Source organism: Solidesulfovibrio sp., assembly GCF_029978005.1.
In the GTDB taxonomy this organism is placed as follows: Bacteria; Desulfobacterota; Desulfovibrionia; order Desulfovibrionales; family Desulfovibrionaceae; genus Solidesulfovibrio.
The window spans coordinates 21,639-34,936 of record NZ_JARKOZ010000056.1 but is presented as its reverse complement, the minus strand read 5'-3'; the positions used below and the strand labels follow the sequence as shown (position 1 = coordinate 34,936).

The following is a 13,298-nucleotide window of genomic DNA, read 5'->3' as shown; positions in this document are numbered from 1 at the left end:
CCAGGTGAACGAATGCCAATGGCCAGAACGCGCCAGTTTTTGCGCGAGGCAAGACGAAGCCGAGGCGAGGCCGTAGCATGCCCCAGGCGCGCGTCCACATCTCCGAAATCCGCGAGGCAGGGGGGCTGAAGCCGTGGCTTGCTCGACAGCTTCACGCGGAGGGTGCGCGCCCCATTCTGGCCCCTGTGCAGCCCAAGAAGCCCAAGCCGGCAAAGAGGTCCGAGCATGACGAACAGGCCCTTGTGATCGCCAGGGCCGATGCCCTTGCCCCGAGTGTGCCGGCGCTTCGGCTTCTCCACGCCATCCCGAACGGAGGGCACCGGACTAAGGCCACGGCAGGGAAGCTCAAAGCCGAAGGCGTGCGTCGGGGCGTGCCGGACCTGTGCTTGCCTGTGCCCATGGATGGTTGGCACGGCCTCTACGTCGAGATGAAGGCTGTTGGCGGGAAGGCCAGCCCGGAGCAACTGGAGTGGCATGCCGCCCTGCGCTCCAACGGCTACCGCGTGGAGCTTTGTGTTGGCGCTGACGCAGCATGGCAAGTCATTTGCGAATACCTGGGCCTGGCCCAAACGCTCCGCGCTTAGAAAAAAGGGGAAGAGACGTGGGGGAGTTGCTGATCAAGGGGGCGGAAGCCATAGCTCGAGCCATCGGGGAGAGTCGTAATTCCATTCCCTCCCTGGTGGAGCATGAAGGGCTTCCGGCTTGGCGAACGGATGGGCGTGGACCCTGGAAAGCCCGGCCGGCGTCTCTGGACAGGTGGCTAGAAGACCAAGAGCGCCGGCACAGGAAACCCTGTCAATAGTCAAAAACTGCTTATTTCGACTACAAAACTGCCCAATTCTGCATCCGCCCAATACGTGGGTTTAGCCTCGGCCCATCACCCCGGCCCGCGCCGGGAAGGGGGCCGACATGGGGCTTGCGAAGACCACCCGTCTTATCCAACTCGAAGAGGGCCGGAAGCTCACCGCCTACAAGGATCCCCGGGGTATATGGACCATCGGAGACGGCTACAACCTCGAGGCCCATGGATACTCGGCCGAGGAGTGTGAGGGGTTGGTTTGGACCACCGAGCAAGCCGACGCTGCCCTTGCCGATGAGATTCAGGCCGTTCTAGCCGAACTCGACCGCCGGTGGCCGAAGTGGCGCGACCTCGACGAGGTTCGCCAAGCGGCCATCGTCTCCAGCGTCTACCAGCTGGGAGCCCCGGGCGCTTCCAAGTTCTTCGCCACCATCCACGCCATTCAGTCCCGTGACTGGGAGACGGCGGCCACCCAAATGCTCGCCTCCCGTTGGGCCAAGCAGACGCCTGCCCGGGTCAAGCGCAATGCCGAGATGATCCGGACGGGGCAATGGCCCGAGGAGGTCAATGGTGTCCGATTTCTCACCGATCCGCCGCCGGCTCAGGTCGTGGCTCCAGCACCGGCTGAACCCGCTGCACCTCGAATGCCGGTTGATCGACTGCCGGATATGCCGGGCGACGGCACGACGATGGGCGATGCGGTACGAGCGGATTTACCGGATGTTGCTCGGCTGACCGTGATTCTCAAGGCCTTGGCCAAGTCAAAGACCATCTACGGCGTCCTCGGGATGCTCGGGCTGCAACTGCTCGGCGTCAACGCCTGGGACGTAGCCATCCGCATCGGCGGCCAAATCTACACCGTTCCCGACCTCTCCCCGTATCTCTCGACCATTCTTGCCTCATTGGCCGTATGGGGCCGCATGACCGCCAAGCCTATAGGGGCTCGCAATGTGTAAGTTTCTCGGCATCCTGATCATAGCCGCTACCTGCTTCTTGTCAGCCTGCGTTCCCGCCATCCTGTCCACCGAGGGAGGTTCGTCCTCCACCTCCCTCGGGCCGGACGGGGTTGCGACCAGCACCGACGTGTCCACCCTACCGGCCAGGATCAAAGCCGGCGTCGAATGGCTGTGGGACAGCTACACGGCGTTGCAGGCCAAAGGGGCTGTACCTGGGCTGGAGGACCTTAAAAACGACATCGTAGACCTGGAGGCCGTGGCCAGTCGCGGTGACCTTATGGCGGCGCTCAACCTGTACACCAGGGCCAGAAATCGGGTGACGGCAATAGCGGAGGTGGTAGGAAAATGACCTATCCTCCTGACCGTGGTGTCATTATTTACGAGGAGTTGCGTCCGTCCCTGGACGTGTTTGCCGTGACGTGGGTCGGCGATTCGCTTCTCTCTCGTGCGATAAGACGTTTCGCCCCGGGCGGATCGCATTCCAGCCTCGGCATTAAAATCTGCGACTCCATTTTCCTGGTCGAAGCCCTTGAATGGGGTGTCGATATCAAGCGTGCTTCGGATCGATTCGACGACTACGACGGAACAATCCTGATCCACCCCATCGAATGCAGTGAAGCGCTTGGGCTGCGCATCAAAGTCACGGCGTTGCGAATGGTCGCACAGCGCAAGTCCTTTCGTTACGGCTACCTGTCTTTGGTTCGCCGCATCTGGGGCAAATTCCGCGTCACGATGGGCCGGCCCATTTGCTCCCAGACCGTGGCCTACATCCTTGGCAAGCACGGCATGCTGCCGCCCCAGGATATGGTGCTGTCTCCCGGCGAGTTGCGGGAGTTACTGCCGGCCCCTTGGAGGTTGGCTCCATACAGTAAGGAGGCCGACTAAGGTGGGCGAGGCGCTTTGCAAAAACAAATGGATGGCTCCCTGGATTGGCATGGCTTTGACGGTTGTCATCAACCTCATCGCCATCGGCTATTGGTCTGGCTCCATCCAGGCGCACCAAGCGGAACTGGACCGACGCTTGGCCATCGTTGAGGCCAGCGACCAAGCACAGCAACGGTGGCTCGAGCGCATCGCCAGCATTGAGACAAGCGTCAATTACATCCGTGACGCAGTGCGGGAGCGCAAGGGGCAGTAATGGCCAGGCGTAAGGGTGTCCCCGAAAAATTCACGGCCGACAAGCGGGCCAAGTTCCTGGCGCACCTCGCCCAGTACGGCTTTGTGACCAGGGCCGCCAAGGCCGCCGGAATCCACCGGGACACCGCCAGGGACACCTACGACAACGATCCAGCCTTCCATAAAGCGTGGGACGATGCCCTGGCCGAATACACCGAACGCCTGGAAGCCGAGGCGGACCGCCGGGCCTACAAGGGCACGCTTCGGCCAGTGTTCCATAAAGGGAAGCGGTGTGGGGCTATCCGCGAGTTCTCGGACACCCTACTGATTTTTCGCCTCAAGGCGCTACGTCCTGAGGTCTACAAGGATCGGTCGGAATCGACCGTCAACGTCAACTTGAGTCTGGCTGACCGTCTTCGCCGTGCAAAGGAACGTGCTGGTGAACGTAGCTGAGCAGGACAACGAGATAATCGCGCACGCCGCACGGTGCCAATACGATCCCCTTTCCTGGGCCGAGTTTGCTTGGGATTGGGGTCTTGACGATTTGTCCGGCTCAGACGGCCCGCGCGAATGGCAGCGCGATATCCACCACGCCATCAGCGACCGCCTGTCCAACCTCGATACGCGCTATCAGCCGGTGCAGATCGCGGTTGCTTCCGGCCATGGCATCGGCAAGTCCGCACTTATGGGCCAGATCAGCAATTGGGCCATGAGTTGCTGGGATGACGCCAAGATTGTGTGCACGGCCAACACGCTGAACCAGTTGAGCACCAAGACTGTTCCAGAGATAAGCACATGGTTTCGCCGTAGCATTACGGGCCATTGGTTTGACACACAGGCCACGTCCATCAAGTCTGTTGACCCAGAACATTCCGACTCATGGCGCATGGATTTCGTTCCCTGGAGCCAGAACAACACCGAAGCCTTCGCCGGACTGCACAACAAAGGCAAGATAATAGTTCTCTTGTTCGATGAGGCTTCTAAGATTCATGACAAGGTCTGGGAAGTCGCTGAAGGCGCTCTGACGGACGAAGATACGGTCATCCTCTGGCTCGTATTCGGGAACCCGACGCAGAACAGCGGGAGATTCCGTGAGTGCTTCCGGCGCTATAGGCACCGCTGGATGACTTGGCAAATTGACAGCCGCACCGTTCCTGGGACCAATAAAGAAAAAATCCAGCAGTGGCTTGAAGATCACGGCAAAGACAGCGACTTTTTCAAGGTACGCGTTCGCGGCCAGTTTCCCTCGCAGTCGGCCCGCCAGTTCATCTCCTCCGACGACGCCGACGCCGCCCGCAACCGGGTCCTTCGGCCTGAGCAGTTCAATTTCGCTCCCAAGATTTTGACCGTCGATCCGGCATGGTCCGGTGACGATGAACTGGTGATTGGGTTGCGCCAGGGCCTGCACTTCAAGGTTCTTCAGACCATGGCCAAAAACGACAACGACATGGCCGTGGCCCAGCGCGTTGCGTACCTCGAAGACGAGCACAAAGCCGACGCTGTCTTCGTTGATGCCGGATATGGCACGGGCATCGTCAGCGGCGGCACTACACTTGGCCGTTCCTGGAGGCTCGTGTGGTTTTCAGGGACATCACCAGACGAGGGTTGTCTCAATCTCCGAGCCTACATGTGGCGCGAAATGCGAAATTGGCTCAAGGCGGGCGGTGCTATCGATCCCCATGATGCAGTTCTCTATGACGACATCATTGGGCCTGAAACGGTTCCCCGCATGGATGGGAAAATCCAGCTGGAGAGCAAGGAAGATATGAAGGACCGAGGATTACCATCTCCCAACAGGGGTGATTCCTTGGCCCTGTCGTTCGCCGCCCCGGTTGCCAAAAAGTGGAATGATGGCGTTCCTGTAGGCCGGGCAAATTCAGAATACCAGATGTTTTCGTGAGGTGGGACATGGCAGGTGGCACGATGAATATGGGCATGGGGACAGGCGGAAGCGTGGGCGATGCCAATGGGCTCATGGACCCGCTTTATGCCGGGCAGACCAGGGCCACTGCTTACAACACGGCGGTGACCACGCTCCCTTCCGCGCTGCAGTCGTACCAGACGGACCATACCGCCGCTGATGGCACGAACGACATGGACCCTGATTTGATTCAACGGGCCATGCGTTACGTGATGAACATGCCGCTGGAAACGCAATACTACGAGACAGGCCCGGACTCGAGCAACCCCAATGGCGGATATGTCTCTGTCAAGCCCATGTCCTATTCCAGCCGGGAGCAGATGGATTTCATCGATCAGCACGAACAAGACAAGGCAGCCTACGATACCTTGGTTAAGGGCTACAAGAACAAGACAAACACAGGAAACACGTCCCTGCTCAGCAGCGATGACAGCACGCTTTCCCTCTACAAAACCTTGCTTGGAGGCACTTCGTAATGGCCGGATCGTCGCCCTATCTGTACCCGCAGGAAGACACGAGCCAGGGACAAAACGTTCAGTCTGTCATGCCTGTGGCGGCCTACCTCATGTCCAGCCCGCAGACAGCGGCGCAGGGCATGATGGTGCTCATGGCGGCTCAACAGCAGGACGCCCAAACGGGACAGTACAGTAGCCAGCAATCGTACCTTTCGGATGCATCCCAGACAGCGGCGCAACAGCGTGCGGCCGCCGCTTCCGCTGCCTCAGGTGCCAACAGCGCGAATTCACGGCTGGAACAGGCTGTGAATGATGCCCAGGCCCGAGCGAACGCCGAGGCGGCCGCACGGCAAAAGAAAATAGACGATATGAACGCCAACATGCAGGCCATGGCCCAGAAGCAGGCCGATGAGGCCCAGGCTGCTGCGGACGAGGCGGCCAAGCAAACGGCGCTCTTGGAGCAGCAGGCGGCCGAGCAGGAAAAGTCGGACAAGGTTTCGGCCATGTACAACAACATGGATTCCACCACCGACGCCAACGCCGCGGCTGCCGAAAAACGGCGTCGTCTGGCCGCCGGGCGCAAGGCCACCATCCTGACCAGTGGCCTTGGCACGACGGGGACGCCGACCGTGGGGCGCAAAACCCTTCTGGGGCAGTAGTCATGGACGAACGGGCCAGGCAATACCTCGAGCGCTTTGCGCAACTCAAGGCCGACCGCCAGACCTGGGAAACCAAGTGGGAGGATCTGATTGCGTACGTGATGCCTCGCAAGGGGTTTATGACCGGCAGCACGTCCAGCAAGCCCACGGATGCCGCCAAGAACGACACCAGCAAGATTTTCAACTCCACGGCCACCACTGCCTTGCGCCGGCTGGCGGCCGGCATGCAGAGCGGCTTGACCAGCCCCATGCAGCCTTGGTTCCGGCTGACACTGGCCGATGCTGACCTTGCGGCCTTGGGGGCGGTGAAAGCCTGGCTGCAGGCCGTGGAGAAGCGCATCTACATGGCTCTGGCCAAGGGCGGATTCTATGCCGCGGCGCACAGCATCTTCGCCGAGCTCGGCTGCTTCGGAAACGGGTGCATGTTCGAGGGAGAATCCGACACCACCCTCATCAATTTCCGGCCGTTCACCATCGGTGAATACTTCCTGGCCGCCGGACCAAACGGCGACATCGACACGGTGAATCGTCTGACCTGGTGGACGGCAAAGTCCATGGTCCAGGAATGGGACAGTGCTTGCCCCGAGCGCGTGCGGACCCTGGCCCAGTCCCAGCCCTACGAATACAGCCGCGTGCTCCATATCGTACAGCCCAGGGCGCAGAGGAATCCCAACAGCGCGGCCGCCCAGGATATGCCATTCGAATCCGTCTGGGTTTCGTATGATGACCAGGAAATCCTGGCCGAAGGCGGATTCAGGGTCATGCCCTACATGGTGTCTCGCTGGGACACCACCGGTTCGGAGGTCTACGGCCGGGGACAGGCCGAGGACATCCTTCCGGACATCAAGATGCTCCAGGAGATGGAGAAGACGCAGCTCAAGGCCCTGCACAAGATGGCTGACCCGCCCCTTTTGGCTCCTTCGACGCTCAAGGGCATGGGCGGGATCAACACCTTCCCCTCTGGCGTCACCTATACCGACCAGGGCGGGAAGGACGCGATGGGGCCGCTGTATCAGGTCAATTTCGACGTGCAGAACACTGGCGTCAAGATCAAGGAGCTTGAGGAGCGCATCGGCCAGGGGTTTTTCAATGACGTCTTCCTGATGCTGCTGCAGCAGCCGAACATGACCGCCACCGAGGTCATGGAGCGCAGCGAAGAAAAGATTCTGATGCTCGGGCCGGTCATCGAACGCCAGCAGACGGAACTGCTCGACCCGACCATTTCCCGCACCTTCGACATCCTCTGGCATCGCGGCCGCAACGTGGACGGCACGGTGGTCAATCCGTCCGAGGTGGTTCTTCCCGATCCTCCCCAGGAAATCCAGGGAGCCCCCATCAAGGTCGAATACATCGGCCTTCTGTCCCAGGCCCAGCGCATGGCCGGGGCCGATGGCATGAACCGGTTCTTCCAGGTCGTGTCCCCCATGGCCCAAATGTCTCCCGGCGTGCTGGATAAGCTCGACCTTGACAAGGCCATCGACGAATACGCTTCGGCCTACAACGTGCCGGCCGAGATCGTGCGTCCTGACGATGAAGTGGCGCAGCGACGGCAGGCCCAGGCCCAGGCGCAGCAGGAGCAGCAGCAGGCCCTGGCCGCCCAACAGCAGGCCGAAACGGCCCAAACACTTGCCCAGGCGGACATGAGCAAACCCAATGCGCTGACCGCCATGATGGCCCAGCAACAGGGCCAGGGCCAACAGGGGACGCCGCAATGACGTTTGAAAGCGATGTGCTGGCTGACGATGCGCGCCGGGCCAAGGAAGCCAATGTAGCCGCAGAGACCAAGGAGAGACAGCGTCTTGAGGACTACCACCGCACGTTCCTCGGTTCTCCTCATGGCTGGCGAGTGCTCCAGGACCTCCTTGGCGTGACGGCCGTGCTTGGGTCGGCGTTCAATGGCAACTCCAGGGACATCTACGCCTTGGGCCGTCGTTCCGTGGGCATGCACCTTTTGGAAACTCTCGGCATCAATACGCCCGAAGGCATGATGCTGGCGGCTGTGCGGGGGGCCATCCATGACCCTGCAATGCGCCGGCTTTTGGCTGACGATCTGAAAACCGCAACTCAGAAAATCGAAGAGGAAGAACAACATGGCTGACACCGACACGCTGACCACGCCGCAGGGTGACACCGGAGCGGGGACGCAGAGCGGGGAACAGGCCGGCGCTTCGACCACGACGCCGCAGCAGGGACAACAGACGACGGACCAGGGCCAAACGACCCAGTCCGGCGGGCAGCAGACCCAAGGTACGGCGACGGGCCAAGCCGGTGATAGCACGGGACAGCAGCAGGGACAGGAGCCGCAGTACACCTGGACAGCCCCGGAAGACCTCAAAGCCGTTCCCCTGGATGAGAAGGGTATCGAAGGCTTCCGGCAGTTCGCCAAGGCCCAGGGCATGACTCCCAAGCAGTTTCAGGCCTCCCTGGAACTGTATGCGCGCCAGACCCAGGAGACCTTCAAGGCCTTCGATGCCGCCAATCAGGCCAATGTCGAGTCTTTGGCCAAGGAATGGGGCGGCGACTACGACAGCCGCATTGCCGTGGCCAAGAAGGGGCTGGAAGCGTTCGCGGATAAGGACGTCCTTGCCGTCCTCGAGAAGTCCGGGGCCGCCTTCCATCCGGCCATCGTCAAGATGTTCGAACGGATCGGCAAGGCCGTGTCCGAGGACAAGGCCAAGGGGAAAGGCGCTCCGGGTGGGGCCGCTGAAAAGAACGTGGCCGACATCCTGTACCCGTCCAAATAACCGTCAACCATCACGAGGTGAACCATGGCCACCCTTGGCAGCAACTTCATCACCCTGGCCGACTGGGCCAAGCGTTTGGACCCTGACGGCAAAATCGACGCCGTGGCCGAACTGCTCAATCTGACCAACCCCATCCTGGACGATATGCCCTTCGTCCAGGGCAACCTGCCCACCGGGCACAAGACCACCGTGCGCACCGGCCTGCCCTCGGCCACCTGGCGCATGCTCAACTATGGCGTGCAGCCGTCCAAGAGCTCGACCGCGCAGGTCACCGACTCGTGCGGCATGCTCGAGGCCTATGCCGAGGTGGACAAGGCCCTGGCCGATCTCAACGGCAACACGTCGGCCTTTCGGCTCTCCGAGGACCGAGCCTTCATCGAAGCCATGAACCAGGCCATGGCGTCCACCGTGTTCTACGGCAACACGGCCGTGAACCCCGAACGCTTCCTGGGCTTGGCCCCGCGCTACAACGCCCTGTCCGGTTCCCAGTCCGCCGGCAACGTCCTGTCCGGATCGGGCTCGGGCAGCACCAACACCAGCGTCTGGCTGGTCTGCTGGGGCGAAAACACCATTCACGGCATCTTCCCCAAGGGGAGCAAGGCCGGCCTGCAGCACAACGACCTGGGCGAAGTGACCCTCGAGGATGCCAACGGCGGCAAGTACCAGGGCTACCGCACCCACTACAAGTGGGACATCGGCATGACCGTCCGTGACTGGCGGTACGTCGTGCGTGTCGCCAACATCGACGTGACCGCCCTCACGAAAAACGCCGCCAGCGGTGCCGATCTCATCGACCTGATGACCCAGGCCATCGAACTGCTTCCCGAAATCAAGATGGGCCGGCCGGTCTTCTACTGCTCGCGCACCGTCCGCAGCTTCCTGCGCCGGCAGATCGCCAACAAGGTGGCCGCCTCCACCCTGACCATGGAGCAGGTCTCCGGGAAGCACGTCGTTTCTTTCGACGGCATCCCGGTCAACCGCTGTGACGCCATTCTCAACACCGAATCGGCCGTCAGCTAAACCACGCCAACCCCGGGGCCGGCACGAGTCGGCCCCTTGGAGAAACGCCATGTACATGGACAAACAGCAGATGTTCTCCGAGGACCAGGCCGTCACGGCGTCGGCCGCCTCCACCAACGTCATCGACCTGGGGAGCGCCGATGCCGGCCGGTCGAGCATGGAGGTCTTCGCCCGCGTGTCCGAGGCCTTCAACAACCTGACCAGCTTGGGAGTGAAGCTGCAGACCGCCACCGACGCCGCCTTCACCACGCCGGTGGACCTCCCCGCGCAGGAGACCGACCTTTTGGCCGCCCTGACGACCCTGAACAAGGAAATCTTCAAGGCCAAACTGCCGCAGGGCTGTCTGCGGTACGTGCGGCTCTACTTCACCGTGACCGGCACCGCGCCGACCACGGGCAAGATCACGGCCGGCATCATCCTGGATCGCCAGGCCAATCCGTAAGGAGGACTGAACCATGCCCCAGATGAAGGTTCGGGCGCTGAGGCCATGCTACCTGAATGACCAGCTGTTTGCCGAGGGCCAGGAAACCGTTTTGGACCTGCCCGAGGATCACCCCATGCTGGATCATTTCGAGGTGCTGTCTCCGAAACGGCGCGGCAAGAAAGTCAAGCCGGCCGAAGACCCCGAGACCGGCGAGAATCCGCCGGACGAATAACAAACCCGGGGCCGGTTTCGGCCGGCCCCGTTTCGCGGGGAAAACATGGCCACATCCGTCATAGGCATTTGCAACTCGGCTCTCGCCAAGATCGGCGCGGCGTCCATCTTGTCCCTGACGGACGGATCGGCCCAGGCATCCAGGTGCAACGAGGCCTTTTCGCGGTGTCTGGACGATGTGTTGCGGCAATATCCCTGGCCCTGTGCCTTGGCCCGGGCCACACTGGCCCGCTTGGCGGACGCGCCGGCATGGGGCTTCAGCTATGCCTACCAGCTGCCGGCGGACTGCCTGCGCGTCGTGGAGGTGGATGGGGATGCTTCGGCGTCCTATCGCCTCGAAGGCTCGACCATCGTTTCCGACCTGGAAGCCCTTTCCATCCTCTACGTGCGCCACCTGACGGACATGAACAGGCTGTCTGCCTCCTTGGCCGAAGTCGTGGCCCTGCGCCTCGCCTCGGAACTGGTCTACGCCATATCGGGCAATGCCACCCAACAGGAGCTTTTCTACAAGGAATACCTGACGGCCCTGGCCAATGAGAAGCTTTTGGCGGCCCAGGAACAAAGGATAGACCAGAGCGTGAACACCTATTGGACCGATGCCCGATGAGCAAGGTCACCTACATCCAGAACAGCCTGACCGGCGGGGAATTCAGTCCGCGGCTCGGAGGCCGGACGGACCTGGAGAAGTACGCGACCGGAGCCGCCCGTCTGGAAAATTTCATCACGTTGCCGCATGGCGGCATCACGCGGCGGCCCGGCACACGTTTTGTGGCTGCTGCCAAGTTCAGCGACAAAGCGGTGCGCCTCATCCCCTTCCAGTTTTCCGCCAGCCAGACCTATGTGCTGGAATTCGGGGACCAGTACATCCGGTTCTTTGCCGATGAAGGGCAGGTCCTTAATGACACGGGATCGGCCCCTTATGAGATCGAATCTCCCTACGCGGCCGATGACCTAGCCGGGCTGTCTTTCGCGCAATCCGCAGACGTTCTTTACATCGTGCACCAGTCTCACCCCCCTATGAAGCTTTCGCGCGAGGGGAACACGGACTGGTCCATTGATGTCGTGGAGTTCGTTGATGGACCCTATCAGGACGAAAACAAAGATGCGTCCATCACGCTGACGCCATCAGCCACCGGGGAACTCATCACCAACGGCGGTTTCGACTCCAACCTGAACGGCTGGACCGACATATCCACAAGCCCTTCCGCCATCGAATGGGATTCGTCCGGATGGTGCAACCTGATCGGTGACGGCACCAATATTGCCGGCATCAAGCAGAGTTTCCCCGTAGTCGCTGGAACCGAATATCCCCTGACCTTCACCGTCAAGGCCGGCCCGGTCTCCATGATGCTGGGCACGACGGACGGCGGTGGGGAACTCATCGCGCAGACTGCCTGCGGCACTGGCTACCAAACCTTCAAGTTCACGCCGTCCGCCAGCGGAACAGCCTACTTGCGATTTTTCCATACGGCCGACGCCTCCATGGCGGTCGATGCCGTGTCCTGCCCCCAGGCGAACGTGACGTGCACCCTGGTCGCGTCCAAGGACCTCTTTGACGCCAAGCATGTCGGGGCGCTTTGGCGTATTCGCCACAACAGCACGGTCGGGTATTGCAAAATCACGTCCTTCACCGACCCCACCCACGCGGCGGCCACGATCTTGGAGCCCCTGGGGGCGACCACCGCCACATCCACGTGGCGCGAGGGGGCATGGTCCGACTTCCGAGGCTATCCCGAGGCGGTCACCTTCCACGAAGGCCGCCTTTGGTTCGGCGGTTCGGCTGATCAGCCTCAGACCGTCTGGGGCAGCGCCAGCAGCGACTATGAGAACTTCACGCCAGGGGCTGACGATGCCGATCCCGTGGTGGTGGAACTGTCCTCTTCCCAGATCAACAGCATCCGTTGGCTGCGCTCGGGTAGAGTCTTGCTGATCGGGACCATGGGCGGGGAATGGCGCATGGGGTCCGTGGACTCGGATGCCGCCCTTACCCCGTCTTCGGCCACCGCCCGACAGGAAACCACCTACGGATCGGCGGCCATTTCTCCCGCCCAGGTCGGCGGCGTGGTGCTGTTCGTGCAACGTTCCGGCCGAAAGCTCCGAGAGATGGCTTACGACTACAACCAGGGCGGTTTCACGGCGGCGGACCTTTCCATCCTGGCCGAGCACATCACCGCCGGCGGCATCCTGGATATGGCTTATGTCCAAGAGCCGGATTCCATCCTCTGGTGCGTCCGGGGGGATGGGGTTCTGATCGGTTTCACCTACAATAGGTCCGAGCAAGTTGTGGGCTGGCATCGGCATCCCATGGCCGGAAAGGCCCTGGCGGTATGCTCCATCACCGCCGGCGACCATGACCAGCTTTGGCTGGTTGTTGAACGCACGGTTGATGGCCAGGCCGCGCGGTACATCGAATTCATGACCCCACCCTTCGACAACCAGGACCAGGAAGACGGTATTTTCCTGGACTGCAGCCTGACCTACAAGGGGGATAAGGCCACCACGATTTCCGGCCTGGAACATCTGGAAGGGCTGGCGGTCGATATCTTGGGCGACGGAGCGGTCATGCCGACGCAGACCGTGGCTTCCGGAGCGGTCAAGCTACCCCATGCCTGTTCCACGGTGCATGTTGGCCTGCATTACGATTCCGTGTTGCAGCCGCTGCGGATAGAGGCCGGCGGGGACGATGGGACCGCCCAGGGTAAGCTGAAACGCGTCACCAAGGTCGCGGTCCGGTTGCTCCGCTCGTTGGGGCTGCGGTTTGGACGGGATGAAGATGCCCTGGTTGATGTCCCCTTCCGCACGCCATCCGATCCCATGGGCTCTCCCCCGGCACTCTTCACGGGTGACAAGGTCATCATGACCGGTCTCGACTACAGCCGGGACGGCCAATTCCTGATCGTCCAAGACAAGCCGTTGCCCATGACCATCCTGGCCATCATCTACGAGTTGACCACCAACACGATCTGAGGCCGT

17 protein-coding genes are annotated in these 13,298 nt (G+C 61.6%); all 17 read left to right on the top strand.

Features of this window, described 5'->3' with window-relative positions; genetic code table 11:
• The first annotated feature begins 77 nt into the window (after positions 1-77).
• The 17 genes from Q1K70_RS06545 (at position 78) to Q1K70_RS06465 (ending at position 13,292) form a co-directional block, all read left to right on the top strand.
• A complete protein-coding gene (locus Q1K70_RS06545) occupies positions 78-584 on the top strand; it encodes a VRR-NUC domain-containing protein (RefSeq protein WP_300157090.1) in 507 nt (168 codons plus the stop codon).
• 325 nt (positions 585-909) lie between these two features.
• A complete protein-coding gene (locus tag Q1K70_RS06540; protein WP_300157088.1) occupies positions 910-1,755 on the top strand; it encodes a glycoside hydrolase family protein in 846 nt (281 codons plus the stop codon).
• A complete protein-coding gene (locus tag Q1K70_RS06535; protein ID WP_300157086.1) occupies positions 1,748-2,104 on the top strand; it encodes a hypothetical protein in 357 nt (118 codons plus the stop codon). The genes Q1K70_RS06540 and Q1K70_RS06535 overlap by 8 nt, the downstream gene beginning before the upstream one ends.
• Complete coding sequence (locus Q1K70_RS06530; RefSeq protein ID WP_300157084.1) at positions 2,101-2,640, top strand: hypothetical protein; 540 nt, start codon at positions 2,101-2,103, stop codon at positions 2,638-2,640. Before Q1K70_RS06535 ends, Q1K70_RS06530 begins: the two co-directional genes overlap by 4 nt.
• 1 nt (position 2,641) lies before the next feature.
• The gene (locus Q1K70_RS06525) at positions 2,642-2,893 is read left to right on the top strand and encodes a hypothetical protein (protein WP_300157082.1); all 252 of its coding nucleotides are present in this window, start codon (positions 2,642-2,644) and stop codon (positions 2,891-2,893) included.
• Positions 2,893-3,324: a hypothetical protein gene (locus Q1K70_RS06520; protein ID WP_300157080.1), complete on the top strand. Its 432-nt coding sequence runs from the start codon at positions 2,893-2,895 to the stop codon at positions 3,322-3,324. Before Q1K70_RS06525 ends, Q1K70_RS06520 begins: the two co-directional genes overlap by 1 nt.
• Positions 3,311-4,771 (top strand): terminase, encoded by a 1,461-nt coding sequence (locus Q1K70_RS06515; protein ID WP_300157078.1) that lies wholly within the window; start codon positions 3,311-3,313, stop codon positions 4,769-4,771. Before Q1K70_RS06520 ends, Q1K70_RS06515 begins: the two co-directional genes overlap by 14 nt.
• A gap of 23 nt (positions 4,772-4,794) precedes the next feature.
• A complete protein-coding gene (locus tag Q1K70_RS06510) occupies positions 4,795-5,268 on the top strand; it encodes a hypothetical protein (protein ID WP_300157076.1) in 474 nt (157 codons plus the stop codon).
• Positions 5,268-5,906 carry a hypothetical protein gene (locus Q1K70_RS06505; protein WP_300157074.1) on the top strand — a complete coding sequence of 213 codons (639 nt, stop codon included), beginning with the start codon at positions 5,268-5,270 and terminating at the stop codon, positions 5,904-5,906. The genes Q1K70_RS06510 and Q1K70_RS06505 overlap by 1 nt, the downstream gene beginning before the upstream one ends.
• A gap of 2 nt (positions 5,907-5,908) precedes the next feature.
• On the top strand, positions 5,909-7,621 hold the full coding sequence (locus Q1K70_RS06500) for a portal protein (protein WP_300157072.1): 1,713 nt from the start codon (positions 5,909-5,911) through the stop codon (positions 7,619-7,621).
• Positions 7,618-8,004 (top strand): hypothetical protein, encoded by a 387-nt coding sequence (locus Q1K70_RS06495; RefSeq protein ID WP_300157070.1) that lies wholly within the window; start codon positions 7,618-7,620, stop codon positions 8,002-8,004. The genes Q1K70_RS06500 and Q1K70_RS06495 overlap by 4 nt, the downstream gene beginning before the upstream one ends.
• Complete coding sequence (locus Q1K70_RS06490) at positions 7,997-8,650, top strand: hypothetical protein (RefSeq protein WP_300157068.1); 654 nt, start codon at positions 7,997-7,999, stop codon at positions 8,648-8,650. Before Q1K70_RS06495 ends, Q1K70_RS06490 begins: the two co-directional genes overlap by 8 nt.
• Before the next feature lie 24 nt (positions 8,651-8,674).
• Positions 8,675-9,670 (top strand): major capsid protein, encoded by a 996-nt coding sequence (locus Q1K70_RS06485; RefSeq protein ID WP_300157066.1) that lies wholly within the window; start codon positions 8,675-8,677, stop codon positions 9,668-9,670.
• Between the two features lie 49 nt (positions 9,671-9,719).
• On the top strand, positions 9,720-10,112 hold the full coding sequence (locus Q1K70_RS06480) for a Bbp16 family capsid cement protein (RefSeq protein ID WP_300157064.1): 393 nt from the start codon (positions 9,720-9,722) through the stop codon (positions 10,110-10,112).
• A 13-nt stretch (positions 10,113-10,125) separates the two neighbouring features.
• Positions 10,126-10,326 (top strand): hypothetical protein, encoded by a 201-nt coding sequence (locus Q1K70_RS06475; RefSeq protein WP_300157062.1) that lies wholly within the window; start codon positions 10,126-10,128, stop codon positions 10,324-10,326.
• A 45-nt stretch (positions 10,327-10,371) separates the two neighbouring features.
• A complete protein-coding gene (locus Q1K70_RS06470) occupies positions 10,372-10,932 on the top strand; it encodes a hypothetical protein (protein ID WP_300157060.1) in 561 nt (186 codons plus the stop codon).
• A complete protein-coding gene (locus Q1K70_RS06465; protein ID WP_300157058.1) occupies positions 10,929-13,292 on the top strand; it encodes a hypothetical protein in 2,364 nt (787 codons plus the stop codon). The genes Q1K70_RS06470 and Q1K70_RS06465 overlap by 4 nt, the downstream gene beginning before the upstream one ends.
• Positions 13,293-13,298: the final 6 nt, after the last annotated feature.

Coding starts and splice junctions, on each gene's coding strand:
- Q1K70_RS06545 (WP_300157090.1), top strand. CDS start 78: ATGCCCCAGGCGCGCGTCCACATCTCCGAAATCCGCGAGGCAGGGGGG.
- Q1K70_RS06540 (WP_300157088.1), top strand. CDS start 910: ATGGGGCTTGCGAAGACCACCCGTCTTATCCAACTCGAAGAGGGCCGG.
- Q1K70_RS06535 (WP_300157086.1), top strand. CDS start 1,748: ATGTGTAAGTTTCTCGGCATCCTGATCATAGCCGCTACCTGCTTCTTG.
- Q1K70_RS06530 (WP_300157084.1), top strand. CDS start 2,101: ATGACCTATCCTCCTGACCGTGGTGTCATTATTTACGAGGAGTTGCGT.
- Q1K70_RS06520 (WP_300157080.1), top strand. CDS start 2,893: ATGGCCAGGCGTAAGGGTGTCCCCGAAAAATTCACGGCCGACAAGCGG.
- Q1K70_RS06510 (WP_300157076.1), top strand. CDS start 4,795: ATGAATATGGGCATGGGGACAGGCGGAAGCGTGGGCGATGCCAATGGG.
- Q1K70_RS06505 (WP_300157074.1), top strand. CDS start 5,268: ATGGCCGGATCGTCGCCCTATCTGTACCCGCAGGAAGACACGAGCCAG.
- Q1K70_RS06500 (WP_300157072.1), top strand. CDS start 5,909: ATGGACGAACGGGCCAGGCAATACCTCGAGCGCTTTGCGCAACTCAAG.
- Q1K70_RS06495 (WP_300157070.1), top strand. CDS start 7,618: ATGACGTTTGAAAGCGATGTGCTGGCTGACGATGCGCGCCGGGCCAAG.
- Q1K70_RS06490 (WP_300157068.1), top strand. CDS start 7,997: ATGGCTGACACCGACACGCTGACCACGCCGCAGGGTGACACCGGAGCG.
- Q1K70_RS06485 (WP_300157066.1), top strand. CDS start 8,675: ATGGCCACCCTTGGCAGCAACTTCATCACCCTGGCCGACTGGGCCAAG.
- Q1K70_RS06480 (WP_300157064.1), top strand. CDS start 9,720: ATGTACATGGACAAACAGCAGATGTTCTCCGAGGACCAGGCCGTCACG.
- Q1K70_RS06475 (WP_300157062.1), top strand. CDS start 10,126: ATGCCCCAGATGAAGGTTCGGGCGCTGAGGCCATGCTACCTGAATGAC.
- Q1K70_RS06470 (WP_300157060.1), top strand. CDS start 10,372: ATGGCCACATCCGTCATAGGCATTTGCAACTCGGCTCTCGCCAAGATC.
- Q1K70_RS06465 (WP_300157058.1), top strand. CDS start 10,929: ATGAGCAAGGTCACCTACATCCAGAACAGCCTGACCGGCGGGGAATTC.